Source organism: Pseudomonas sp. TMW 2.1634, from assembly GCF_001703595.1.
GTDB classification, from domain to species: Bacteria; Pseudomonadota; Gammaproteobacteria; order Pseudomonadales; family Pseudomonadaceae; genus Aquipseudomonas; species Aquipseudomonas fragi.
Genome location: NZ_CP016849.1, coordinates 2,599,632 through 2,623,579, shown reverse-complemented (window position 1 = coordinate 2,623,579; position 23,948 = coordinate 2,599,632). Strand labels below are relative to the sequence as shown.

The following is a 23,948-nucleotide window of genomic DNA, read 5'->3' as shown; positions in this document are numbered from 1 at the left end:
AGGTGCCCTAGCTGCGCCCTGACCTCGACCTGAATTTTTAATCTCGACCTGAGAGCGCCTGTCCCTTAAGGTAGGCGCGATACAGATCAACCGGCTGCCCCAGTTCGGTACGAAACGCCAGCAAATGCTGGGCTTTTGACCTTCTGGCATGCTTTGCCGCCGACCCAAGACGGATGCTTATGAACCCGAATTTTCTTGATTTCGAACAGCCGATTGCTGACCTGCAAGCCAAAATCGAAGAGTTGCGCTTGGTTGGTAATGACAATTCGCTGAATATCAGCGATGAAATCTCTCGTCTGCAAGACAAAAGCAAAACGCTGACTGAAGATATTTTCGGCAAGCTGACCAGCTGGCAGATTGCCCGTTTGGCCCGTCACCCGCGTCGTCCCTACACGCTGGACTACATCGATCACATCTTCACCGAGTTCGATGAGCTGCATGGCGACCGCCACTTTGCCGATGACGCTGCCATCGTTGGCGGTATTGCCCGTCTGGACGATCAGCCCGTGATGGTGATTGGTCACCAGAAAGGCCGTGAAGTACGTGAGAAGGTGCGCCGCAACTTCGGTATGCCGCGCCCTGAAGGCTACCGCAAGGCTTGCCGTTTGATGGAAATGGCCGAGCGCTTCAAAATGCCGATCCTGACCTTTATCGACACGCCGGGTGCTTACCCGGGTATCGACGCTGAAGAGCGCAACCAGAGCGAAGCCATTGCCTGGAACCTGCGTGTCATGTCGCGCCTGAAAACCCCGATCATCGCCACCGTTATCGGCGAAGGCGGTTCGGGCGGTGCATTGGCCATTGGCGTATGCGACCAGTTGAACATGCTGCAGTACTCGACCTACGCGGTGATCTCGCCGGAAGGTTGCGCCTCGATCCTGTGGAAAACCGCCGAGAAAGCGCCGGATGCTGCTGAAGCGATGGGCATCACCGCCGAGCGTCTCAAAGGCCTGGGCATCGTCGACAAAGTGATTGGCGAGCCATTGGGCGGCGCGCACCGTGACCCGGCAGCGGCTTCTGCGAGCATTCGTGCCGATCTGATTTCCCAGCTCGACATGCTCAAGAAGCTGGATCACGAAGCCCTGCTCAAGCGTCGTTATGATCGTTTGATGAGCTACGGTCTCTGATTCAGATTTAGTGTGGGAGCGGGCTTGCCCGCGATGGCATCTGCGCGGTTTGGCTCAAAGATCGAGTAGTCAGCATCGCGAGCAAGCCCGCTCCTACAGGATTGCGTAATGCCCAGTCTATCGATTCCGCTGCTGCAAGCCCTCAGCCCCTGGCGCAATGCCAAGGCCTGGCATGTCGCGCTCTCCGGCGGTCTCGATTCGACTGTACTGCTTCACCTCCTCGTTCAATTGCGTCAAACCCATTCAATACCGCCAATCACCGCTGTCCATGTCCATCATGGTCTCCAGGTGGCGGCTGATGCGTGGCCGGCCCATTGCCAGGCACTGTGTGACGGGCTGGGGGTGCCCTTGCAGGTGATTCGCGTGCAGGTGCAGGCGGGTGCAAGCGTCGAGCGTGCCGCCCGGGATGCGCGGTATCAGGCCTTTGCTGCGCTCACTGGCGATCTGGATGTGCTGCTGGTGGGGCAGCACCGCGACGATCAGGCTGAAACGCTACTGTTTCGACTGTTGCGCGGGGCAGGGGTCAGTGGTCTTGCGGCCATGCCGCGCCAGCGTCGCCTGGGGGCAGGGCACCTGTGCCGGCCCTTGCTGGACGTGTCCCGCGCCCAGCTTGAGGCATACGCCCGAGATCAAGGGCTGAGCTGGATTGAAGACCCTTCCAACACTCAGACAGATTTTTCCCGCAACTTCCTGCGCCATGAAGTCTTTCCGGGCCTCATTCGGCGCTGGCCCCAGGCGGCCGCCAGCATGGCCCGCAGCGCGGCGCACTGTGCCGAGGCGCAGGGTCTGCTGGACGAACTGGCGCGCCAGGATCTGCACGCTGCGGGCTCTGCCGGCGAGTTTGCCTGGCTTGGCTTGCCCTCCCTGGAGCTGGCCACCCTCGCCAGCCTGTCACCTGCCCGGCAGCGCAATGCCTTGCGTCACTGGCTGGCGACGTTTACCTCGCTGCCGGACACCGACCATTGGGCGGGCTGGGAAGCGCTGCGCGATGCCCGCAACGATGCTCGGCCGGTCTGGAAACTTGCCGAGGGTGAGCTGCATCGCGCGGCAGGGCGCATCTGGTGGTTGTCCGGCGACTGGCTGCGCCAGCCGGTTGCGCCCGTGCCCTGGGATCAGCCCGAGCAGGCGCTGGTGCTGCCGGGTAATGGCCGGGTGCGCTTTGTCGGGGATATTCCCGATGGCGCCCTGCAGGTGAGCTATCGTCAAGGAGGCGAAGTGATGACGCTGCCCTCGCGTGGCCATCGCGACCTCAAGCGTCTGCTCAACGAGAGTGGCGTGCCGTTGTTCGCCCGTGGCAGATTGCCGCTTGTGTACCGAAACGGGCTGTTATTGGCCGTGGCAAACCTCCAGGGACTGGACTCCAGCCCCTGTGGACGCTGGCAATTGCAGTGGCTGCCAACTTCGAGCGATCAAGGTTTGAGCTGAAAGGGGGTTTCCGGTAGACTACGCTCCCTTCTTGATACAACTTCTGTGGATTCACCAGAATTACAGACGTTGCCGATTACCAAGCAGTCTTTGCTGGGCGATTTTAAAAAAATGTATGGCTTGTATCGAACCGGTGGTTGCCATCGGTCTGTTCCAACGCAGCAGTTTTTCAAAAGGTGCACTGTGACTAATGCTGGTGATTGGGGGCTTCGGCCTTCCTTCGCTTTCCCCGGCGGCTCTGACCGCTTTAACGCAGACTTCTAGGGTTTTTCATGACGCGCTACATCTTCGTCACGGGCGGTGTTGTTTCTTCATTGGGGAAAGGCATTGCCTCGGCTTCATTGGCAGCCATCCTGGAGGCGCGGGGACTTAAGGTCACCATGCTGAAGCTGGACCCCTACATCAACGTTGATCCGGGCACCATGAGCCCGTTCCAGCACGGTGAAGTGTTCGTCACACACGACGGCGCCGAAACCGACCTGGACTTGGGCCATTACGAGCGGTTTATCCGCACGACCATGACCCAGAACAACAACTTCACCACGGGCCGTGTTTACGAACACGTCCTGCGCAAGGAGCGCCGTGGTGATTACCTGGGTGCAACCATCCAGGTGATTCCGCACATCACCGACGAAATCAAACGTCGAATCATCAAGGGCGCCGGCGATGCCGACGTAGCGATGGTTGAGATTGGCGGCACTGTGGGTGACATTGAGTCGCAACCGTTCCTCGAAGCTATCCGTCAGCTGCGCATCGAAGTGGGCGCCAAGCGCGCCATGCTGATGCACCTGACTCTGGTTCCGTACATCGCCACCGCTGGCGAAACGAAAACCAAACCTACACAGCACTCGGTTAAAGAGCTGCGTTCCATCGGCCTGCAGCCAGACGTCCTGATCTGCCGTTCCGATCACCACGTTGATGTGTCCTCGCGTCGCAAGATCGCGCTGTTCACCAACGTTGAAGAGCGCGCCGTGATTTCGCTGGAAGACGCCGACACCATCTACAAGATCCCGGGCATGCTGCACGCTCAGGGTCTGGATGATTTCGTGGTTGAGCGCTTTGGCCTGGAATGCAACAGCGCCGACCTGTCCGAGTGGGACAAAGTGGTCGACGCCAAGCTCAATCCAGAGCACGAAGTCACCATCGCGATGGTCGGCAAGTACATGGAACTGCTGGACGCGTACAAGTCGCTGATCGAAGCGATGAGCCACGCCGGTATTTCCAACCGTACCAAGGTCAACCTGCGTTATATCGACTCCGAAGATATCGAAAACAAAGGCACCGAACTGCTTGAAGGCTGTGATGCCATTCTGGTTCCGGGCGGCTTCGGTCTGCGCGGCGTAGAGGGCAAGATCACGGCGGTTCAGTATGCACGTGAGAACAAGGTGCCATACCTGGGTATCTGCCTGGGCATGCAAGTAGCGGTGATCGAGTTCGCACGTAACGTGCTGGGCTGGAAAGACGCCAACTCCACCGAGTTCGATCGCAGCAGCGGCCACCCGGTCGTGGGCCTGATCACCGAGTGGGAAGACGCCACCGGTGCCGTCGAAACCCGTACCGAAACCTCCGATCTGGGCGGCACCATGCGTCTGGGTGCGCAGGATTGCCAGCTGCAAGCCGGTTCCCTGGTTCACGACTGCTATGCCAAGGACGTGATTGTTGAACGTCATCGTCATCGCTACGAAGTGAACAACAACCTGTTGCCGCAACTGACCGAAGCAGGCCTGAAAGTGACCGGTCGCTCCGGTGACGGCGCGTTGGTAGAAGTGGTTGAAGCACCGGATCATCCTTGGTTCGTCGCTTGCCAGTTCCACCCGGAGTTCACCTCCACGCCACGTGATGGCCATCCACTGTTCACCGGTTTCGTCAAAGCTGCACTGGCGCAACACGAGAAGAAGGCGTAACCAGAATGGCGCAAAAGATTATCCGTGTAGGCAATATCGAAATCGCCAACGACAAGCCAATGGTCTTGTTCGGTGGCATGAACGTGCTGGAAAGCCGTGATATGGCCATGCAGGTGTGCGAAGAGTACGTACGGGTTACTGAAAAGCTTGGTATCCCTTATGTGTTCAAGGCCAGTTTCGACAAGGCCAACCGCTCATCTGTCAGCTCTTACCGTGGCCCTGGCCTCGAAGAAGGCATGCGGATTTTTCAGGACATCAAGGCTGCTTTCGGTGTGCCGCTGATCACCGACGTCCACGAGCCTGCGCAAGCAGCCGTGGTCGCCGAAGTCTGCGACATCATCCAGTTGCCGGCCTTCCTGTCGCGTCAGACTGACCTGGTCGTGGCTATGGCCAAGACCGGCGCCGTGATCAACATCAAGAAGGCCCAGTTCCTCGCACCCCAGGAGATGAAACACATCCTGAGCAAGTGCGAAGAAGCGGGCAATGACCAGTTGATCCTCTGCGAACGTGGCTCCAGCTTTGGCTACAACAACCTTGTTGTCGACATGCTGGGCTTCGGCATCATGAAGCAGTTCGAATACCCGGTCTTTTTCGACGTGACCCACGCGCTGCAAATGCCGGGTGGTCGCTCGGACTCTGCCGGTGGTCGTCGTGCCCAGGTAACCGACCTGGCCAAGGCTGGCATCAGCCAGAGCCTGGCGGGCCTGTTCCTGGAAGCACACCCGGATCCTGACAACGCCAAATGCGACGGCCCTTGCGCCTTGCGTCTGGACAAGCTGGAGCCATTCCTGGCCCAGCTGAAGTCGCTGGATGAGTTGGTTAAAAGTTTTCCGACAATAGAAACCGCGTAACCCCCGTTTCTCCGGTAAAGTACCGCACGATTTCTCGGGCCTCAGGGCCCGAGCCTTATCGCCCGCAAGGCTGCCCGCTATTTGACCCTTGCCGCCGATAACAATATTTCCCTCAGCTGCGTCGTTTTCGTCAACTTTGGAGTATTTACAACAATGGCAAAGATCGTCGACATCAAAGGTCGTGAAGTTCTCGACTCCCGTGGCAATCCCACTGTGGAAGCGGACGTGCTTCTCGACAACGGCATCATCGGCAGCGCTTGCGCGCCGTCCGGTGCTTCCACCGGTTCCCGTGAAGCGCTGGAACTGCGTGATGGCGACAAAAGCCGTTACCTGGGCAAAGGCGTGTTGAAAGCCGTTGCCAATATCAACGGCCCGATTCGTGATTTGCTGCTGGGTAAAGACCCGGTTGACCAAAAGGCGCTGGACCACGCGATGATCGCGCTGGACGGCACTGAGAACAAAGGCTCCCTGGGCGCCAACGCCATCCTGGCCGTGTCTTTGGCTGCGGCCAAGGCTGCTGCCCAGGACCAGGACCTGCCGCTGTACGCCCACATCGCCAACCTGAACGGCACTCCTGGTGTTTACTCGATGCCGGTGCCGATGATGAACATCATCAACGGTGGCGAGCACGCTGATAACAACGTCGATATTCAAGAGTTCATGGTGCAGCCGGTTGGCGCCAAGACCTTCTCCGACGCGCTGCGCATGGGCACCGAAATCTTCCATCACCTCAAGGCTGTGCTCAAGGCTCGTGGCCTGAACACCGCAGTGGGCGATGAAGGTGGTTTCGCACCTAACCTGGCGTCCAACGAAGATGCACTTAAAGTGATCTCCGAAGCCATCGCCAACGCCGGTTACACCCTGGGCACCGACGTGACCCTGGCACTGGACTGCGCGGCCAGCGAATTCTACGAAGACGGCAAGTACAACCTGTCGGGTGAAGGCCAGGTCTTCAGTTCCGAAGGTTTCGCCGAGTACCTGAAAGGTTTGACCCAGCGCTACCCGATCATCTCGATCGAAGACGGCCTGGACGAGTCTGACTGGGATGGCTGGAAAATCCTGACCGACAAAATCGGTGAGAAAGTTCAGCTGGTGGGCGACGACCTGTTCGTGACCAACACCAAGATCCTGAAAGAAGGCATCGATAAAAAGATCGCCAACTCGATCCTGATCAAGTTCAACCAGATCGGCACCCTGACCGAAACCCTGGAAGCCATCCAGATGGCCAAGGCGGCTGGTTACACCGCTGTGATCTCGCACCGCTCCGGCGAAACCGAAGATTCCACCATTGCCGACCTGGCTGTGGGTACTGCGGCTGGCCAGATCAAGACCGGCTCGCTGTGCCGTTCGGATCGCGTTTCCAAGTACAACCAATTGCTGCGTATCGAAGAGCAACTGGGTGCAAAAGCCAAGTACAACGGTCGTGGCGAGTTTCGCGGCTGAGTAGTTAATGGTAAAAAGTCAGCAGGTAGTGTCGGAAAATTCGCCAAGCCGGGTCTTTTGACACTAATCTGATGCTTCTGTATACAAGCCTGGTTCGTCCAGGCTTTGTACTATTCGTTGTTTACGTTTGTCGGCATGGCTGTCTTTTCACTGGATACCTGATATTCGATGCGCAGTCCCAATTGGTTGTTTCTTATCTTGCTCTTGCTGCTGGCAGGCCTGCAGTATCGCCTGTGGGTGGGTAATGGCAGTTTGGCGCAGGTGACTGACCTGACCCAGCAAATAGCCGATCAGCGTGCTGAAAACGAAATCCTGCTTGAGCGTAACCGCGTGCTGGATGCGGAAGTACTCGAGTTGAAAAAAGGCATGGAGACCGTTGAAGAACGTGCTCGCCATGAGTTGGGCATGATCAAAGAGGGTGAAACCCTCTATCAGTTGGCCCAATGAGTTTTTCGTCACCGGCCTTTTGGGCCGTGATTCCTGCCGCGGGTGTGGGTGCCCGTATGGCCGCGGACCGTCCCAAGCAATATTTGCAGTTGGGCGGGCGCAGTATTCTGGAACACAGCATCAGCTGTTTCCTCGACCATCCAGGGCTCAAGGGGCTGGTGGTCAGTGTCGCGTTTGATGACCCTTTCTGGCCGTCCCTGCCGTGTGCTGGCGACCCTCGTGTGGTGCGGGTCGATGGCGGGCGCGAGCGTGCCGATTCAGTACTCAATGCGTTGTTGCACCTGCATGCGCAAGGCGCGGCAGATGACGACTGGGTGCTGGTCCATGATGCCGCGCGACCAAACCTGTCTCAGGAAGACCTCAACAAACTGCTGAGTGAATTGGCTGACGACCCCGTAGGTGGTTTGTTGGCCGTTCCGGCACGAGACACGCTCAAGCGCGTGGACAAAAACGGTCGTGCGGTTGAAACCATTGATCGCAGCTTGATCTGGCAGGCGTATACGCCGCAGATGTTCCGCCTGGGGGCGTTGCATCGTGCACTGGCAGACAGCCTGGTGGCGGATGCGACCATCACCGACGAGTCTTCGGCGATGGAATGGGCCGGTCTGGCGCCGCGTTTGATCGAAGGCCGCTCGGACAATATCAAGGTCACCCGCCCGGAAGACCTCGAATGGCTGCGTTTGCGTTGGGCCAAGCGCTGATCAGAACCTGCTGATGTTCTTGTGGGAGCGGGCTTGCTCGCGATGGTGTCACCTCGGTTTGCCTGACAGACCTAGTCGTCTGCATCGCGAGCAAGCCCGCTCCCACTGTTAAAAACTACTGCACCCTCTCCTGATATTCCTCCCGCTTGGCCAGGCCTTCCTTCAAGTAATCCACCAGTTTTCTGACCTTGGGCGACAAATGCCGCTGTTGCGGGTAAAGCGCCCACACGGCTGTGTTGGGCGGCTGGTGGGTGTCGAGCAAGGACACCAGTGCTCCGCTCTTCAAGTGTTCGAGCACGTAATAATCCGGTAACTGACACAGCCCCACGCCCTGTAGCGCTGCATCCAATACCGCCTGCCCACTGTTGCAGCGCCAATTACCCTGTACCCGCTGCGAAAACTCGCGACCATCCTGCTGCAATTGCCACAGGTCGGAACTGCCAATCAGACAGTTGTGCCGGCTCAGTTCCGACAGGCTATGGGGCCGACCATAGCGTTCCAGATACGAAGGCGAGGCGCACATATACATGCGTCTGGGGGCAAGCCGCGTAGCCACCAGCCTTGAGTCCTGCAAGCGGCCCAGGCGAATCGCCAGGTCAAGGCTTTCGTGCACTAGATCCAGCGGGCGGTTGCTCAGTTCTATATCGACCCGCAATTGCGGGTACAGGCCCATAAAGCGTGTGACCAGGGGCACGATAAAACGCTCACCATAGGCCACTGCGCAGGTCATGCGCAGCATGCCCTTGGGCTCGCTGGCCAGGTCACCAATGGCCCGCAGCGCTTCTTCGCGGCCATCTTGCAGGCGCTGGCAATGCTGCAAAAAAGTTTGCCCGGCTTCGGTCAGCGTGACCTTGCGGGTACTGCGGTAAAACAGGCGGGTCTGCAACCTTTCTTCCAGGCGCGCCACCTGGCGGCTGATATGGGATGAAGAGACGCCCAGGCGCTCCGCCGCCGCAGTGAATTGGCCGCACTCGGCCACGGCGACAAATTCGTCTATACCTTCCCAGCGGTTCTCATTCATGGTTGATTATCCCTGAATAGCAATAATGTTTTGCTTTTGCCCGGATTATTAATCACTCAGCGCTGATTTACACTCGGCGTCTTGTTTTTACTTTGCTGGAGACCATCGATGATCAAGTCACGTGCTGCCGTAGCGTTCGAGGCCAAAAAGCCCCTGGAAATCGTGGAAGTAGACGTTGCCATGCCCAAGGCTGGCGAGGTGCTGCTGCGGGTGGTGGCTTCGGGTGTTTGCCATACCGATGCCTACACGCTGTCGGGCGCGGACCCGGAAGGCATCTTCCCGTCGATCCTGGGCCACGAAGGCGGTGCCATCGTTGAAGCGATCGGCGAGGGCGTGACTTCGGTTGCGGTCGGCGATCATGTGATCCCGCTGTACACCCCTGAGTGCGGCCAGTGCAAATTCTGCCTGTCGGGTAAGACCAACCTGTGTCAGGCCATTCGCGCCACCCAGGGCAAGGGCTTGATGCCGGATGGCACTACGCGCTTCTCTTACAAAGGTCAGCCGATTTTCCACTACATGGGGACTTCGACCTTTTCGGAATACACCGTGCTGCCGGAAATCTCCGTCGCGAAAATCCAGAAAGATGCACCGCTGGAGAAGGTGTGCCTGCTGGGTTGCGGCGTGACGACCGGGATCGGTGCGGTGCTCAACACCGCCAAGGTCAAGCCGGGTGACACCGTGGCCATCTTCGGCCTGGGCGGCATTGGCCTGTCGGCGGTGATCGGCGCGGTGAAAGCCAAGGCGGCACGGATCATCGCCATCGATATCAACCCGGCCAAGTTCGAAATTGCCCGGCAGTTGGGTGCTACCGATTGCGTGAACCCGAAAGATTTCGATCGTCCAATCCAGGAAGTGATCGTCGACATGACCGATGGCGGTGTCGACTTTTCCTTCGAGTGCATCGGCAATGTGCAGTTGATGCGTGCGGCGCTTGAATGCTGTCACAAGGGTTGGGGCGAGTCGGTGATTATTGGCGTCGCCGGTGCCGGCCAGGAAATTTCCACCCGTCCGTTCCAGCTGGTGACCGGTCGCGTCTGGCGCGGTTCGGCCTTTGGTGGCGTGCGCGGTCGCAGCGAGTTGCCAAGCTATGTCGATATGGCGCAAAGCGGCGAGATCCCGCTGGATACCTTTATCACCCACACGATGGGCTTGGAAGATATCAATAAGGCTTTTGACCTGATGCATGAAGGCAAAAGCATTCGTACCGTCATCCATTTCTAATTAACAGCGGTAAGTCTAAACACCGCTAAACACCTGTGGGAGCGGGCTTGCTCGCGATTGCAGTTACCCGGTTTGACTGTAAGACCGAGTTGTCTGCATCGCGAGCAAGCCCGCTCCCACAGGGGTGGTGTTGTTCTTGCGGTCTGGAGCTGCCCATGACATTGGAAAATATCTCCTGCCAGAAAAGCTTTGGCGGTTGGCACAAGCGTTACAAGCATCGCTCGCAAGTGCTGGGTTGTGACATGGTATTTGCCGTGTACCTGCCGCCGCAGGCGGAGCAGGGCGCGAAGCTGCCGGTGCTGTACTGGTTGTCGGGCCTGACCTGCACCGACGAAAACTTCATGCACAAGGCCGGCGCGATGAAGATGGCCGCCGAGCTGGGGCTGATCATTGTGGCGCCGGACACCAGCCCCCGTGGCGACGGTGTGCCTGATGACCCGCAGGGTGCCTGGGACTTTGGCCTTGGCGCCGGTTTTTACCTGAACGCAACCCAGGAGCCTTGGGCTCAGCATTATCGGATGCATGATTATGTTGTTCAGGAATTGCCCGACCTGGTCGAGGCGCATTTCCCTGCTTCACAAAAACGCGGCATCAGCGGGCACTCGATGGGCGGGCACGGTGCGCTGGTGTGTGCGTTGCGCAATCCCGGACGCTATCAGTCCGTGTCGGCCTTTGCCCCGATCAGCAACCCGATGGATTGCCCCTGGGGGCAAAAGGCATTCAGCCATTACCTGGGTGAAGAGCGTGCGCGCTGGCGTGAGTGGGACGCCAGTGTGTTGATTGGCGAAGCCAGTGAAAAACTGCCTTTGCTGGTCGATCAGGGCGATCGCGATGACTTCCTGGCCGTTCAGCTCAAGCCTGAAGTGCTGCAACAGGCTGCCAAACTGGCCGATTACCCGCTGACCTTGCGTCTGCAACCGGGTTACGATCATAGCTATTTCTTCATCGCCAGTTTCATCGATGACCACTTGCGTCATCACGCAAAGGCGCTAAGTGCCTAATAGCGCCCAATGTTGGTCAAAGTAGGTAGAATCACGCCCTGACTTAATCGGGGCGTTTTTTTATGCGTATTGGCCACGGCTATGATGTGCACTGTTTCGCTGAAGGCGATTTCATTACGTTGGGCGGCGTGCGGATCTCCCACAAATTCGGGCTGTTGGCCCACTCTGATGGCGATGTGCTTTTGCACGCGCTCAGCGATGCCTTGCTGGGTGCGGCGGCGCTGGGCGACATCGGCAAGCATTTTCCGGACACCGATCCGACCTTCAAGGGCGCTGACAGCCGCGTCCTGTTGCGTCATGTCGTGGGTCTGATCCATGCCAAGGGCTGGAAAGTCGGCAACGTCGACAACACCATCATTGCCCAGGCGCCGAAAATGGCGCCGCATATTGAAACGATGCGCGCGCTGATTGCGGCGGATCTAGAGGTTGATTTGGACCAGGTAAACGTAAAGGCCACGACCACCGAAAAACTCGGTTTTGTCGGTCGTGAAGAAGGGATCGCAGTGCACTCCATTGCCTTGTTGGTTCGCCCATGAACGAGTCTGATCTGCTCGGCCCGCGGGCCTACGGTGAAGCACTGGGCACGGCTGTGCTCAAGGCCACGGCTGAAGACTTCCAGGTCGACGAAGTCCTGGACATCCCTTTGTCCGGAGACGGCGAGCACCTGTGGTTGTGGGTCGAGAAACGCGGCCTGAATACTGAAGAAGCTGCCCGGCGCATTGCCAAGGCGGCGGGTGTGCCCTTGCGCACTGTCAGCTATGCCGGTCTCAAGGACCGCCAGGCACTGACTCGTCAGTGGTTCAGCGTGCAGTTGCCGGGCAAGGCAGATCCTGATTTGTCGGGCGCTGAAAACGACACGCTGAAGATTCTCAAGACTTCGCGGCACAAGCGCAAATTGCAGCGCGGTGCCCATGCGGCCAATGGTTTCACTCTGCGCCTGACGCAACTGAACGCTGACAAGGATGCGCTGGAGCAACGCCTGCAACAGATCACCAGGCAAGGGGTGCCGAACTACTTTGGCACCCAGCGTTTTGGCTGGCAGGGCGGCAACCTTGGCGAAGCCCGTGATTATGCGGCGCGCAAAGCCCTGCCCGAGCAGCGCAACGTGCGCTCCCGGCTGCTGTCCACCGCCCGCAGCTACCTGTTCAATCAGGTGCTCGCGGCGCGGGTGGCCGACGGCAGCTGGCAACGGGCACAGGTCGGTGATTTGCTGGCGTTTACCGACAGCCGCAGTTTTTTCCCGGCAGGCGAGGCTGAATGCAGCGACCCGCGCCTGGCCATTCTCGACCTTCACCCCACCGGCCCGCAGTGGGGCGAGGGCGATTCACCGACCACTGGCGCCACCCATGCGCTGGAGCAGTCAATTGCCGAGCGTGAAGCCGAATTGCGTGACTGGCTGGTGCGCGCGGGCATGAGCCACGAGCGACGTATCCTGCGACTGCCCATTGGCCGGTTGACGTGGCATTATCCGCAGCCTGACATTCTGCAACTGGAATTTGTTCTGCCGGCCGGATGCTTCGCCACTGTTCTGGTGCGTGAGCTTGTTGATCTGGTGACGTTGGATCAAGCGGATAGCTTATGCGTATTCTGATTTCAAACGATGATGGGGTCACGGCTCCGGGCCTGGCTGCGCTTTACGCAGCGCTGGCCGACTACGCCGATTGCGTGGTGATCGCCCCCGAGCAGGATAAAAGCGGCGCCAGCAGTTCGCTGACGCTGGACCGACCCCTGCATCCCCACACCCTGGCCAATGGCTTTATCAGCATCAACGGTACGCCCACCGATTGTGTGCATCTGGGGATTCACGGCTTGCTGGAGCAGCAGCCGGACATGGTGGTGTCGGGCATCAACCTGGGGGCCAACCTGGGTGATGACGTGTTGTATTCGGGCACTGTAGCGGCGGCCCTTGAAGGGCGTTTTCTGGATCGGCCTTCTTTTGCCTTTTCGTTGGTGTCCCGCCAGGTGGACAACCTGCCGACGGCGGCTTTTTTTGCCCGCAAGTTGCTTGAAGCCCACGCAACGCTGGACTTGCCGCCGCGTACGGTCCTCAATGTCAATATTCCCAATCTGCCATTGGACAAGATCCGTGGCATCCAGCTGACCCGTCTCGGGCATCGGGCCCGTGCGGCTGCGCCGGTACGTGTAGTTGATCCACGAGGCAAGGCCGGTTACTGGATTGCTGCGGCAGGTGATGTCGAAGACGGCGGCCCGGGCACGGACTTTCATGCCGTGATGCAGGGCTATGTGTCGATAACGCCGTTGCAGCTGGATCGCACCTTTGGCGATGGATTCAAACACCTCAATAGCTGGCTGGAGGGCATGGGCTGATGGCGCGCGAGCAGGATGGCATGATGCACCGCGGTATTGGCATGACCTCGGAGCGTACCCGCGAGCGGCTGATCCAGCGCCTGCGTGAAGAAGGCATCGTTAACCAGAACGTGCTTGAGGTCATCCGCCGCACACCCCGACATCTGTTTGTGGATGAGGCGTTGGCCCATCGGGCCTATGAAGACACCGCGCTGCCGATCGGCAATAACCAGACCATCTCCCAGCCTTACATGGTGGCCCGCATGAGCGAGCTGCTGCTGGAAGACGGGCCGCTGGACAAGGTCATGGAGATCGGCACCGGTTCGGGCTATCAAACCGCCGTGCTGTCGCAACTGGTCGAGCGGATTTTTTCGGTCGAGCGCATCAAGGTGTTGCAGGACCGGGCCAAGGAACGACTGCTGGAACTTAACCTGCGCAACGTGGTGTTCCGCTGGGGCGATGGCTGGGAGGGCTGGCCTGCGCTGGCGCCTTACAACGGTATTATCGTTACGGCGGTGGCTACCGATGTACCCCAGGCATTGCTCGATCAACTGGCCCCTGGCGGGCGCCTGGTGATTCCGGTGGGGGCGGGGGAGGTGCAGCAACTGATGCTGATCGTGCGTGAAGAGCACGGGTTCGCCCGCCGGGTGATCGGCAATGTGCGCTTTGTGCCACTGCTTAACGGGCCGCTGGCCTGAGTCTTTGTCGGTGCCAGGTGAATTATGGGCGGGGCCACGGGTCATAAAGCCCGTCACCCGGTTCTGCCCAGTGCGCGTTTATGTTTTATACAGTGTGTTTATCAATCGGCTTTGCAGTCTGTAAAAGCCCTGTAGCCAGTTATACTTGCGCCTAATGAGGCCAGTACTGGCGTTCTAATTTTCAGCCATCTTCAAAGGGAGCGGCGGGTGAGTCTCACAGTCATTGCGCAGCGTATGAGCAGCAAAAGCTTTCAGAGACTGGCGGCCGGTCTGTTGCTGAGTGCCACACTGGCTTTGTTGGCGGCGTGCTCCAGCACCCCCAAGAATGGCGTCAATGTCGTTGACCGCAACGGTGTGGCCCAGCGTCCGGCCGTGACCACGGGGCAATATGCCGTGCGTCGCGGCGATACCCTGTTTTCGATTGCCTTTCGCTACGGTTGGGACTGGAAGGCGCTGGCTGCACGCAACAATATCGCAGCGCCGTTCACCATCGTTCCGGGGCAGGTGATCCGCTTCGACGGGCGCTCCGGCAGCCAGCCCGCGGGTGGCACCAGCACCACGGTGGTCTCGTCCTCTTCGGGTAGCAAGACCACGGTAATCAAGCGTCAAGGCACTGTGGCCAGCACTCCGGCGCCCGCGCCAGCCCTGCCGGCAGGCCCTGCACCCAAGGGTTGGGGGTGGCCTTCCAATGGTATTTTGATCGGTAAATTCTCTTCAAACGGTAGTTTGAATAAAGGTATTGATATCGCCGGCGATTTGGGACAGCCTGTTTTAGCTGCGTCTGATGGTTCGGTTGTATACGCTGGCAGTGGATTGAGGGGCTACGGCGAACTGATCATCATCAAACACAGTGATACCTACGTCAGTGCCTACGGTCACAACCGCAGGCTTTTGGTTCGGGAGGGGCAGCAGGTCAAGGTCGGACAGACAATTGCCGAAATGGGGTCAACTGGTACAGACCGGGTGAAACTTCACTTTGAGATTCGCCGCCAAGGTAAACCTGTAGATCCATTGCAATTCCTTCCTCGCCGTTGATCGGTTACCAGCCTGTTCCTGATGTGGATAAGGAACAGGCTCCAGCGTTGCCAAGGACTAAGGCGATGCTCGAGCTTGAGGTCGAACTCAACAAAGGACTACTACAATGGCTCTCAACAAAGAAGCGCCGGGGTTTGACATCGACGATGAGGTGCTCCTTATGGACTCCAGCATCGATAGCGACTTGATGTCAGAAGAAGACGATTCAGCCCCTACAGCTCGAACCAAGTCCAAAAAAGCACCCGCGACGAAACAGCACAAGTACATTGATTACACCCGGGCGCTCGACGCGACGCAGCTGTACCTCAATGAAATTGGCTTCTCCCCGTTACTCTCTCCTGCCGAAGAAGTTCATTTTGCGCGGCTGTCGCAAAGTGGCGACCCGGCAGGGCGCAAACGCATGATTGAAAGCAACTTGCGGCTGGTGGTGAAAATTGCCCGGCGCTATGTCAATCGTGGCTTGTCGCTGCTGGACCTGATTGAAGAGGGCAACCTGGGCCTGATCCGGGCTGTCGAGAAGTTCGACCCCGAACGCGGCTTCCGTTTCTCGACCTACGCCACCTGGTGGATCCGCCAAACGATTGAACGGGCGATCATGAACCAGACCCGCACCATTCGCTTGCCGATCCACGTCGTTAAAGAGCTCAATGTCTACCTGCGAGCCGCCCGCGAACTCACGCAAAAGCTGGACCACGAACCCTCCCCTGAAGAAATCGCCAACCTGCTGGAAAAACCTGTCGCAGAGGTCAAGCGCATGCTTGGGCTCAACGAGCGGGTGTCATCAGTAGACGTTTCCCTGGGGCCGGATTCGGACAAAACCCTGCTCGATACCCTGACCGACGACCGCCCCACCGATCCATGTGAGCTGCTGCAGGACGATGACCTGTCGCAAAGCATTGACCAGTGGCTGTCTGAACTCACAGACAAGCAGCGCGAGGTGGTGATTCGCCGTTTCGGCCTGCGCGGCCATGAGAGCAGCACCCTTGAAGATGTAGGGCTGGAAATCGGCCTGACCCGTGAACGTGTACGCCAGATCCAGGTAGAAGGGCTCAAGCGTCTGCGAGAAATCCTTGAACGCAATGGTTTGTCTAGCGAGTCGCTGTTTCAGTAACGCGCCACAGGCTGACTTGAAACCCCGAGCTATTCGGGGTTTTTTGTGGGTGAAAGATTAATCAGGGCTGCCTGGCAGGTATTTATCTGCCGTTATAGTTAAACGCAACGTGTTGTTTTTTTAATGTTTTGTTTATGGGGTGAGAGTTGAAACGCAATGTCACGGGCAGGATTGATTATTCTCTGTAGGGTGTTGTAAGCCTTTACTTACATTTTGCGTAAGCAAAGGGCTTGGCAGAGATGGGTAAGTGCCTTTTTCTTACCTTGTTTATTTGCTAACTGGCTGAAATCAAAAGCATTTAATTTAAAGTATGAACTTTTTATGTAATAAAAATCTATAACTGTCGTGGTTGCAGCAATTCCACAAGACTCTAGTATTTGAACTGTGTTGACGGATCGACACAGCGCTCAAGGAAGAACGCAAACGGACATCGCGGGATGCGATTCATCAGGATGATGAGAAGGAACAAAAGGGACTAGGGAAAAAATGTGGGCGGGTCAAACCGCCCCTTTTTTTGCCCAAAATAAAGTGTTTTTGAACACACTCTGCGCCGTACCTGTAACCCGGTTTTTTAATGTAAAACGCCCAAGGCCATTAGCCTCGGGCGTTTTGCGTTTTACGGGGTCAAAGCCTGGTCAAGGCTTACAGCGCCGGGTAGTCGATGTAACCCACCGGGCCTTTGGAGTAAAAGCTTTCCGGATGCGCTTCATTGAGCGGTGCATCGGCCTTCAGGCGTGCTGGCAGGTCGGGGTTGGCGATAAAAGGCACGCCAAAGGCGACGGCATCCGCTTTGCCCGCCGCCAGCCAGGCATTGGCGCTGTCCTTGGTGAAGCTCTCGTTGACGATGTACGCGCCGCCGAAGGCTTGCTTGAGCTGTGGGCCCAGGCTGTCTGCAGCTTCATGCTCGCGCGCGCAGATGTAGGCAATGCCGCGTTTGCCCAGCTCGCGGGCGACATAACCGAAGGTTTCAGCCAGATTCTCATCACCCATGTCATGCAGGTCGGCCCGTGGCGACAAATGCACGCCAACCCGGCCAGCGCCCCAGACTTCAATCGCGGCATCGGTCACTTCGAGCAACAGGCGCGCGCGGTTTTCGACGCTGCCACCGTACTGGTCGGTACGTTTGTTGGTGCTGCTTTGCAGGAACTGGTCGAGCAGGTAACCATTTGCGCCATGTATCTCGACGCCGTCAAAACCGGCGGCCTTGGCGTTCTCGGCGCCAGTGCGGTAGGCCTCGACAATATCGGCGATCTCGGCGGTTTCCAGGGCGCGTGGCGTCGGGAAATCAACCTTGGGGCGTACCAGGCTGACATGGCCCTTGGCGGCGATGGCGCTAGGGGCAACCGGCGTTTCGCCGTTGAGGTACATCGGGTGCGAGATACGGCCTACATGCCACAACTGCAATGCAATCCGGCCACCGGCCGCGTGTACGGCCTTGGTGATGTTGGTCCAGCCGCGTACCTGATCGTCAGCCCAGATGCCCGGGGTATCAGGGTAACCGACGCCCATTGGCGTGACTGAAGTGGCCTCGCTCAGGATCAGGCCAGCTGACGCGCGCTGAACATAGTATTCAGCCATCAGTGCATTGGGTACACGGCCTTCATCGGCACGGCAGCGGGTCAGCGGCGCCATGATGATGCGGTTGGGCAGCTCAAGGTCGCCCAGCTTGATCGGATCAAAAATCGTGGTCATTTATGCAGCCCTCTCAAGGATCAGTTAGTAGCAGTAGCCAGCTCGGAGTTACCGTTCTGGCGGAAAGTAATCAGGGTCACCAGCAGGGCCAGTATTGCCAGCGCGGCTGCAGCCAGCGGCACGCTGGTAAGGCCGAAGCCGTGGGCGATGACGCTGCCGCCAACCCAGGCGCCGAGGGCATTGCCGACGTTGAAGGCACCGATGTTCAGGGTCGACACCAGGTTGGGGGCAGCCTTGCCGAAGGTCACAACGTTGATTTGCAGCGCCGGTACGGCGGCAAACGAGGCGGCGGCCCAGAGGAACAGGGTGATTTCGGTCGGGATCACCGCGACGCTGGTCCAGGTCAGCACGGTGGACATCACCGCCATCGCGATAAACACCCCGATCAGGGTCGCGGCCAGGCGTTTGTCGGCCAGCTTGCCACCGATGATATTACCCACCGTCAGGCCCAGGCCGATCAGCAGCAGGGTCCAGGTCACGCCGGTAGGCGATACGCCGGTGACATCACCGAGCAGGGGCGCCACATAGGTGAACAGGGTGAACATCGACGCGGAAAACAGTGCCGTCATGCTCAGCGACAGCCAGATGCCAGCACCCTTGAGGGCTGCCAGCTCGGCGCGCATGTCGAGCTTTTCTTCGTCACGTTTGGCGGGCAGAAAACGGATCAGCCCGATCAGTGCCACCACACCTATCACGGTCACGGCAAAAAACGTCGAGCGCCAGCCTGCGGCCTGGCCCAGCGCGGTGCCCAGGGGAACGCCCAGCACGTTGGCCAGGGTCAGGCCGGTAAACATCAGGGCCACGGCAGATGCACGCTTGTTGGCAGGCACCAGGCCTGCAGCCACCACCGAGCCAATGCCGAAGAACGCACCGTGACACAGGGCGGTGACAACGCGGGCAAACATCAGCACGTTGTAATCACTGGCCAGGGCACAGAGCAGGTTGCCAATGATGAAAATCACCATCAACGCTACCAGGGCCGCCTTGCGCGGCAACTTGGCCGTGGCCAGTGCCATGAACGGCGCACCGATGGCCACGCCCAGCGCGTAACCGGTGACCAGCCAGCCGGCACCGGGGATGGACACGCCAAGGTCGGTCGCGACATCGGGCAGCAAGCCCATGATCACGAACTCGGTGGTCCCGATGGCGAAAGCGCTGAGCGCCAGAATGAGTAGCGAGAGGGGCATGGAAGTCCTTTTAAAGCTCTTGGCTGATTTTTTCGAGGAACGCCTTGATGGTGTCCTCATTGCGTTTGAAGAAGTGCCACTGGCCATGTTTCTGGCTGGTAATCAGGCCTGCCCGTTGCAGGGTGGCTAGGTGCGCAGAGACCGTGGACTGCGACAGGCCGCAGAGTTGGTCGAACTGCCCGGCGCATACACCATGCTCCGTGGAATGGACCTGGCCCGGGAACGAGGCATCAGGGTCTTTGAGAGCGTTGAGAATTTCTCGGCGTACTGGGTGTGCCAGGGCTTTTATTATTTCGTCGAGGTCGATCGTCATGGTTGCAGTGCTCATTGGGTACAACGTTATATCGCGATGAGGCGAACTTTAAATCGTAATATCGCGATATACAAATATGAATTTGATCTTAGATCAGCTCAAATCGGTATATCGGGTTATAACGATACAGGTGTGGCAGTGCTAAACTGCGCCGATGAATTATCTCGCACATCTGCACCTGGGCGGACAGCGCCCGGAAGAAATGCTTGGCAGCCTGTATGGCGATTTCGTCAAAGGGCGGCTGCACGGCCAATACAGCGCTGATATTGAACACGGTATTGCGCTGCACCGCAGCATTGATGTTTTTACAGACAACCACCCGCTGGTTGATCAGTCGTTGTCACGTTTTGCCCATACGCGCCGGCGCTATGCGGGGATTGTCCTCGATGTGTTTTTTGACCATTGCCTGGCGCGGGACTGGGGGCTGTATGCCGAAGGGGCGCTGGAGCGTTTTACTGCGGATTTTTACCGTGTGCTGGTGGCCGAGCAACAGTTGCCACGGCGTCTGGCGACTATCGCGCCGCATATGGCGGCCCATGACTGGCTGGGTTCATACCGGGATTTTGCGGTGCTGGAGCAGGTGTTCAACGGTATCGCCCGGCGCTTGTCGCGGCCCGAGGAACTGGCCGGGGCGATGCAGGACCTGAAGGTGTTGTACGAACCGCTTAGTGAGGATTTTCGGGCGTTTTATCCGCAGTTGCAGGTGTATGCGGCGGCGCAGCGGGTTAGCCTCGTAACGCCATGAGCGGTAATTTTTGTAGTCGCTGACTCGCGGAGCGAGGCTGCGATCGAGCGCGAAGCGGTCGTAAATTCAGAGAACGCGGATTTCAGGTAATTACGTGCTCACCGGTTTACGACCGCTTCGCGTTCGATCGCAGCCTTCGTTCCTCGGCAGCGACTACAGGGATTGCGTGCTCACGTTTTTTCGGGATTTTTCGCACGGGTTTGCCAATTGCTGGGGTGGCGGTTCGACGCCTATAGTCGGTGCTCGCCGACAAGACGACCGGGTTTGGCGACCTGGAACATTTTCAGAAATATGTGCAATTGCTATATATGACGGAGCGTGTATTTTGCGCCCTGTGCTTTATGGCAGCTGTACGTGGGAGATCTTCGGGTCTGCCGGGTTCTGGGAATGACCGGTTCGCCAACCCGCGTACAGCGGCCACCTGTTTTTGTTTGGCGACCCAAACGGCTGGCTAAAACATAGAGCATTAGAGGTATAGCCATGAGTCATTCCCAGTTTATCCCGCTCACCGCAATCGACTGCACCATCCCCGCCTTGTTGATCGACCGTAATGCCCCCCTCGACGTACTCCACGCCAATGCTATTGCACGCATTCTGGCTGTAACCCAACTCATGGAATCGTTCTCCAACTGCGAAGTGCAAAAGGCCGATTCTGTTGATTTCAAACATCTGGCCGTTGTTTGTGCGCAATTGCTGCGCGACGGGTGCGATCTGCTCGATGTGCTGGGCTGGCGTTTGCGGCCCGCTTGATCTTGTTTGTTTAACCGATACGTTGAGTACATATCCGGCACTTGCGTCCAACTGAAATCTTGGTTTCGCTCTTACAGCGAGTCCCTTTTGGAAGGACCCAAAAGGAACCAAAAAGTCCTCGCCCCATCGTACGGCCTTCGCTGCGCTCAGGTTCCCTCGCTCCAGTCCCGCTCCGTGGGCACGCCGCCACGGGCCATCCTTGGCCCATCGCGGCTCTCCCGGCATCCATGCCGGTCGACCCACTCCACAGAACTTCCTCTCGGGAGGGCAGGCAGATCAAAAGCACTGCGGCCGACATCTGTACCCTGTGGGAGCCGGGCTTGCCCGCGATGCAGACACCTCGTTCTATCTGCATGACCGATGTGCTGCCATCGCGAGCAAGCCCGCTCCCACAAAAGAGTGGTGTTGTTTCAAATTTTTGCTTTTGCTTTTGCTTTTGCTTTTGCTTTTGCTTTTGCTGTTGCCACTCTCTTGTCCTGACGGTACGAATGCCCCTCACAGCAGGGCGAAACCAGTATTTCAGTTAAATGCCAATGCCGGATATGTACTCGAAACGCCAGTTAAAACCATCCAGTCAACCCCTACAGCGGGTGGCTCAAATCATCGCCCCCACTCTCTCCGGCAGCGGATCTATTGGCGTGACCGGCGCCGTCACCACCCGCCGGATCGCTTCCTGTGCCCTGAACGCCAGCACAGCCCGCTCTTGTGCGTGGCTGGCCAGGGGCTCCAGCAGATGGATCTCGACGTCGCCCTGTTCATGGCTAAACAACCGCAGCAAATGCGACAACAAATCGTCATCACCTACAAAGGGTGCTATCGCATCGACCTCGCCATTACGCATATAGCGAATAGCCACCGGTTGCAGCGACACACGGCTGTCGATCGCCGCCGACAGCAACCGCCCATGAAAGGTACGCACCGAGCTCCCATCAGTGGTGGTGCCTTCAGGAAACATCAGCAGCGGCAGCGGTTGCTGCAAGTGGCGGGTCATTTGCTCGCGGAGCAACTGGCTGTCGCCCGCACCCCGGCGGATAAACAAACTGCCTGCCTTGGCTGCCAACCAGCCGGCCACTGGCCAGCCGCGCACTTCGGACTTGGACAAAAACGACAGCGGGGTCAATTGCCCCAGCAGTGCAATGTCGGTCCAGGACACATGATTGCTCACCCACAGCATCGGCGTTGCCGGGAGTTCCCCGACCACTCTGACGCGAAAGGGCAGGGCATTGCTCAGGCGTGTCATGAAAAACTGCGACCAGCGCTGGCGCCTGTCCATCGTGCTGTTCAGGCCCAGGCGCTCAAGCAGCCCGAACATTCCCGCCATGCCCAACCCCAGGCTGACCACCCCGAGCACCCGTGCCACCCGGGCATACCGGCGCGCGCGGCTCATTACATGGCCGCCTTGAAGTGGCGGGCATAACGCGGGCACAGTTCATCGCGCTTGAGCAGGATAAACACGTCGGCCACCTGGAAATCTTCATCCCAGCAGGGCTCGCCGCAAATTTTCGCGCCCAGGCGCATATAGGCCTTGAGCAGGGGCGGCATTTCAGTAATGACGTTGGCGGGCACGTCCTGTGCCGGCAACGGCTTTTTCGGCTCGGCGCGCAAATGCTGCGTACACAAATAACGCTCGCGCAGACGCTGCATGATCGCCCGGGCCTGAATGCCGCCGTCTTGCATCGGGATACTGGCACAGCCCATCAGGTAGCGGTAATTGCCCTGGTTGAGCACGTCTGCCAGCTCGCTCCACAGCACGGTAATGGTGCCACCGTTGCGGTAGGCCGGGTCGACGCAGGTGCGGCCGATTTCCAGCACCGGGCCTTGCAGGTTCGCCAGGCCGTGCAGGTTGAATTCTTCTTCGCTGTAAAAGTGGCCGATGTTTTTTGCCGCGCTGTGATCCAGCAGGCGGGTGGTGGCTACCAGTTGGCCGCTATTAAGGTCGCGCACGCCGATATGCTCGCACCAGGCGTCATAACCGTCCTCGTCGAGCCCGTGCTCGGTACCTTTGAGTTTGGCTTTCAACTCGCCGCTGAATACACGAAAACGCAGGGCCTGAGCTTCACGCAGGGCGACGGGGCCGAGCAGGCGCTCGGCTTGCAGGCGACGTTCTGGAACGGTGTCGCGGATACGGGCGATCTGGGACATTGCGAATCTCCGTGCAGGCACTGTGCCCGCTCTGGGTTTCTGCCAATCGACTGAGGTGTGCAACTTCAGGCTAGGCAAGTGCAATGTCACCCCTGTGACGTTTGGGTGATGCTTGTATGACAGCCCCGGGAGGAACTTTGTGTGGGAATTGACAGCCAGACACTGTGTAAAAAAGACCTGCCAAAACTGCTCGCCGGGTTTAATGTTCACCCACGTTGATTTGTTGATGAGTTTTTATGCTTAAAGCGCTGTTTTCTTCTGCCTGCGCCCTGGTGCTGACCCTTGGCGTAAGCCTGTCTGCCCAGGCCAACTGGTACCTGGATGGTGAGTCGTCTCGGCTTTCGTTTATCACCACGCAAAATGCCAATATCGCTGATGTGCATCGCTTTCTGGTCCTGCATGGCAAGGTCGACCGCAAGGGCCTGGCGCAATTGCGCATCGAGATGGACTCGGTCAACAGCGCGGTGCCCCTGCGCGATGAGCGCATGCGTGACGTGCTGTTTGATTTCAAGCACTTCCCCGAAGCGCAGATCAGCGCGCAGATCGACCTGCAACCGATCAATGACTTGGCGAGCGGGGCGCAACTGGAGTTGCACTTGCCGGTCACCGTCAGCTTGCGCGGCAAGCAGCACACCTATGAAGCTGAACTGTTGGCCACCCGTCTGGATGAGCGACGCTTCCAGGTTGTGACCCTGGAGCCGCTGATGCTGCAGGCCGAGGATTTTGGCCTGCAACCCGAGCTTGAAAGCTTGCGCAAAATGGCCGGGCTGTCGGCCATCAGTTTTTCAGTACCGGTGAATGCGGTGCTGATTTTTACGGCCCGTTAA

At 58.5% G+C, this 23,948-nt stretch carries 24 protein-coding genes; 18 read left to right on the top strand and 6 right to left on the bottom strand.

The annotated features are described in order from the left end of the window. Positions 1 to 179: 179 nt before the first annotated feature. The 7 genes from BFC21_RS12455 (at position 180) to ispD (ending at position 7,898) form a co-directional block, all read left to right on the top strand. A complete protein-coding gene (locus BFC21_RS12455; protein WP_016781995.1) occupies positions 180 to 1,127 on the top strand; it encodes an acetyl-CoA carboxylase carboxyltransferase subunit alpha in 948 nt (315 codons plus the stop codon). 108 nt (positions 1,128 to 1,235) lie between these two features. Continuing rightward, positions 1,236 to 2,552 carry a tRNA lysidine(34) synthetase TilS gene (gene tilS / locus BFC21_RS12450; protein ID WP_120266189.1) on the top strand — a complete coding sequence of 439 codons (1,317 nt, stop codon included), beginning with the start codon at positions 1,236 to 1,238 and terminating at the stop codon, positions 2,550 to 2,552. 272 nt (positions 2,553 to 2,824) lie between these two features. Next, a complete protein-coding gene (locus tag BFC21_RS12440) occupies positions 2,825 to 4,456 on the top strand; it encodes a CTP synthase (RefSeq protein WP_029611550.1) in 1,632 nt (543 codons plus the stop codon). 5 nt (positions 4,457 to 4,461) lie between these two features. Next, positions 4,462 to 5,307: a 3-deoxy-8-phosphooctulonate synthase gene (gene kdsA / locus BFC21_RS12435; protein WP_016781998.1), complete on the top strand. Its 846-nt coding sequence runs from the start codon at positions 4,462 to 4,464 to the stop codon at positions 5,305 to 5,307. Between the two features lie 153 nt (positions 5,308 to 5,460). Then, positions 5,461 to 6,750: a phosphopyruvate hydratase gene (gene eno, locus BFC21_RS12430; protein ID WP_016781999.1), complete on the top strand. Its 1,290-nt coding sequence runs from the start codon at positions 5,461 to 5,463 to the stop codon at positions 6,748 to 6,750. 168 nt (positions 6,751 to 6,918) lie between these two features. Next, positions 6,919 to 7,197 carry a cell division protein FtsB gene (ftsB, locus tag BFC21_RS12425; RefSeq protein ID WP_016782000.1) on the top strand — a complete coding sequence of 93 codons (279 nt, stop codon included), beginning with the start codon at positions 6,919 to 6,921 and terminating at the stop codon, positions 7,195 to 7,197. Beyond that, positions 7,194 to 7,898, top strand: a complete 705-nt coding sequence (gene ispD / locus BFC21_RS12420) for a 2-C-methyl-D-erythritol 4-phosphate cytidylyltransferase (protein ID WP_088378009.1) — start codon at positions 7,194 to 7,196, stop codon at positions 7,896 to 7,898. The genes ftsB and ispD overlap by 4 nt, the downstream gene beginning before the upstream one ends. A 115-nt stretch (positions 7,899 to 8,013) precedes the next feature. Here the strand turns inward: ispD and BFC21_RS12410 are convergent, their stop codons facing one another. Beyond that, positions 8,014 to 8,919 carry a LysR substrate-binding domain-containing protein gene (locus tag BFC21_RS12410; RefSeq protein WP_016782002.1) on the bottom strand — a complete coding sequence of 302 codons (906 nt, stop codon included), beginning with the start codon at positions 8,917 to 8,919 and terminating at the stop codon, positions 8,014 to 8,016. A 108-nt stretch (positions 8,920 to 9,027) separates the two neighbouring features. Between BFC21_RS12410 and BFC21_RS12405 the strand changes: the two genes are divergently transcribed. The 8 genes from BFC21_RS12405 (at position 9,028) to rpoS (ending at position 16,292) form a co-directional block, all read left to right on the top strand. Then, complete coding sequence (locus BFC21_RS12405) at positions 9,028 to 10,140, top strand: S-(hydroxymethyl)glutathione dehydrogenase/class III alcohol dehydrogenase (RefSeq protein WP_088378008.1); 1,113 nt, start codon at positions 9,028 to 9,030, stop codon at positions 10,138 to 10,140. Between the two features lie 155 nt (positions 10,141 to 10,295). After that, positions 10,296 to 11,141 (top strand): S-formylglutathione hydrolase, encoded by an 846-nt coding sequence (fghA, locus tag BFC21_RS12400; protein WP_088378007.1) that lies wholly within the window; start codon positions 10,296 to 10,298, stop codon positions 11,139 to 11,141. A gap of 62 nt (positions 11,142 to 11,203) precedes the next feature. Further along, entirely contained in the window at positions 11,204 to 11,677 is a 474-nt protein-coding gene (gene ispF / locus BFC21_RS12395; RefSeq protein WP_016782005.1) for a 2-C-methyl-D-erythritol 2,4-cyclodiphosphate synthase, read from the top strand. Continuing rightward, positions 11,674 to 12,732: a tRNA pseudouridine(13) synthase TruD gene (truD, locus tag BFC21_RS12390; RefSeq protein ID WP_088378006.1), complete on the top strand. Its 1,059-nt coding sequence runs from the start codon at positions 11,674 to 11,676 to the stop codon at positions 12,730 to 12,732. Before ispF ends, truD begins: the two co-directional genes overlap by 4 nt. Further along, entirely contained in the window at positions 12,720 to 13,469 is a 750-nt protein-coding gene (surE, locus tag BFC21_RS12385; protein WP_088378005.1) for a 5'/3'-nucleotidase SurE, read from the top strand. Before truD ends, surE begins: the two co-directional genes overlap by 13 nt. Positions 13,470 to 13,510: 41 nt before the next feature. After that, positions 13,511 to 14,146, top strand: a complete 636-nt coding sequence (locus BFC21_RS12380; RefSeq protein WP_169845246.1) for a protein-L-isoaspartate(D-aspartate) O-methyltransferase — start codon at positions 13,511 to 13,513, stop codon at positions 14,144 to 14,146. Positions 14,147 to 14,353: 207 nt separating this feature from the next. Further along, the gene (locus BFC21_RS12375; protein ID WP_095004633.1) at positions 14,354 to 15,181 is read left to right on the top strand and encodes a peptidoglycan DD-metalloendopeptidase family protein; all 828 of its coding nucleotides are present in this window, start codon (positions 14,354 to 14,356) and stop codon (positions 15,179 to 15,181) included. 106 nt (positions 15,182 to 15,287) lie between these two features. Next, a complete protein-coding gene (gene rpoS, locus BFC21_RS12370) occupies positions 15,288 to 16,292 on the top strand; it encodes an RNA polymerase sigma factor RpoS (protein ID WP_016782010.1) in 1,005 nt (334 codons plus the stop codon). 642 nt (positions 16,293 to 16,934) lie between these two features. Here the strand turns inward: rpoS and BFC21_RS12365 are convergent. From BFC21_RS12365 to BFC21_RS12355, 3 genes are read right to left on the bottom strand one after another with little or no spacing between them, the layout of a single operon-like run. Continuing rightward, the gene (locus BFC21_RS12365; protein WP_120266188.1) at positions 16,935 to 17,984 is read right to left on the bottom strand and encodes an alkene reductase; all 1,050 of its coding nucleotides are present in this window, start codon (positions 17,982 to 17,984) and stop codon (positions 16,935 to 16,937) included. Between the two features lie 20 nt (positions 17,985 to 18,004). Next, a complete protein-coding gene (locus tag BFC21_RS12360; protein WP_088378003.1) occupies positions 18,005 to 19,171 on the bottom strand; it encodes an MFS transporter in 1,167 nt (388 codons plus the stop codon). A gap of 10 nt (positions 19,172 to 19,181) precedes the next feature. Beyond that, on the bottom strand, positions 19,182 to 19,484 hold the full coding sequence (locus BFC21_RS12355; RefSeq protein WP_016782013.1) for a helix-turn-helix transcriptional regulator: 303 nt from the start codon (positions 19,482 to 19,484) through the stop codon (positions 19,182 to 19,184). Positions 19,485 to 19,638: 154 nt separating this feature from the next. On the opposite strand from BFC21_RS12355, the gene BFC21_RS12350 reads away from it, so the two are divergent. Continuing rightward, positions 19,639 to 20,229 (top strand): ACP phosphodiesterase, encoded by a 591-nt coding sequence (locus BFC21_RS12350; RefSeq protein ID WP_120266187.1) that lies wholly within the window; start codon positions 19,639 to 19,641, stop codon positions 20,227 to 20,229. A gap of 480 nt (positions 20,230 to 20,709) precedes the next feature. After that, positions 20,710 to 20,979 (top strand): short-chain dehydrogenase, encoded by a 270-nt coding sequence (locus BFC21_RS12345; RefSeq protein WP_120266186.1) that lies wholly within the window; start codon positions 20,710 to 20,712, stop codon positions 20,977 to 20,979. A gap of 595 nt (positions 20,980 to 21,574) precedes the next feature. Here BFC21_RS12345 and BFC21_RS12335 read toward each other — a convergent pair. Both BFC21_RS12335 and olsB read right to left on the bottom strand, forming a co-directional pair. After that, the gene (locus tag BFC21_RS12335; protein ID WP_088378001.1) at positions 21,575 to 22,366 is read right to left on the bottom strand and encodes a 1-acyl-sn-glycerol-3-phosphate acyltransferase; all 792 of its coding nucleotides are present in this window, start codon (positions 22,364 to 22,366) and stop codon (positions 21,575 to 21,577) included. Further along, positions 22,366 to 23,121, bottom strand: a complete 756-nt coding sequence (olsB, locus tag BFC21_RS12330; protein WP_095004620.1) for an L-ornithine N(alpha)-acyltransferase — start codon at positions 23,119 to 23,121, stop codon at positions 22,366 to 22,368. The genes BFC21_RS12335 and olsB overlap by 1 nt, the downstream gene beginning before the upstream one ends. A 236-nt stretch (positions 23,122 to 23,357) precedes the next feature. On the opposite strand from olsB, the gene BFC21_RS12325 reads away from it, so the two are divergent. Further along, positions 23,358 to 23,948: a YceI family protein gene (locus BFC21_RS12325; protein WP_088377999.1), complete on the top strand. Its 591-nt coding sequence runs from the start codon at positions 23,358 to 23,360 to the stop codon at positions 23,946 to 23,948.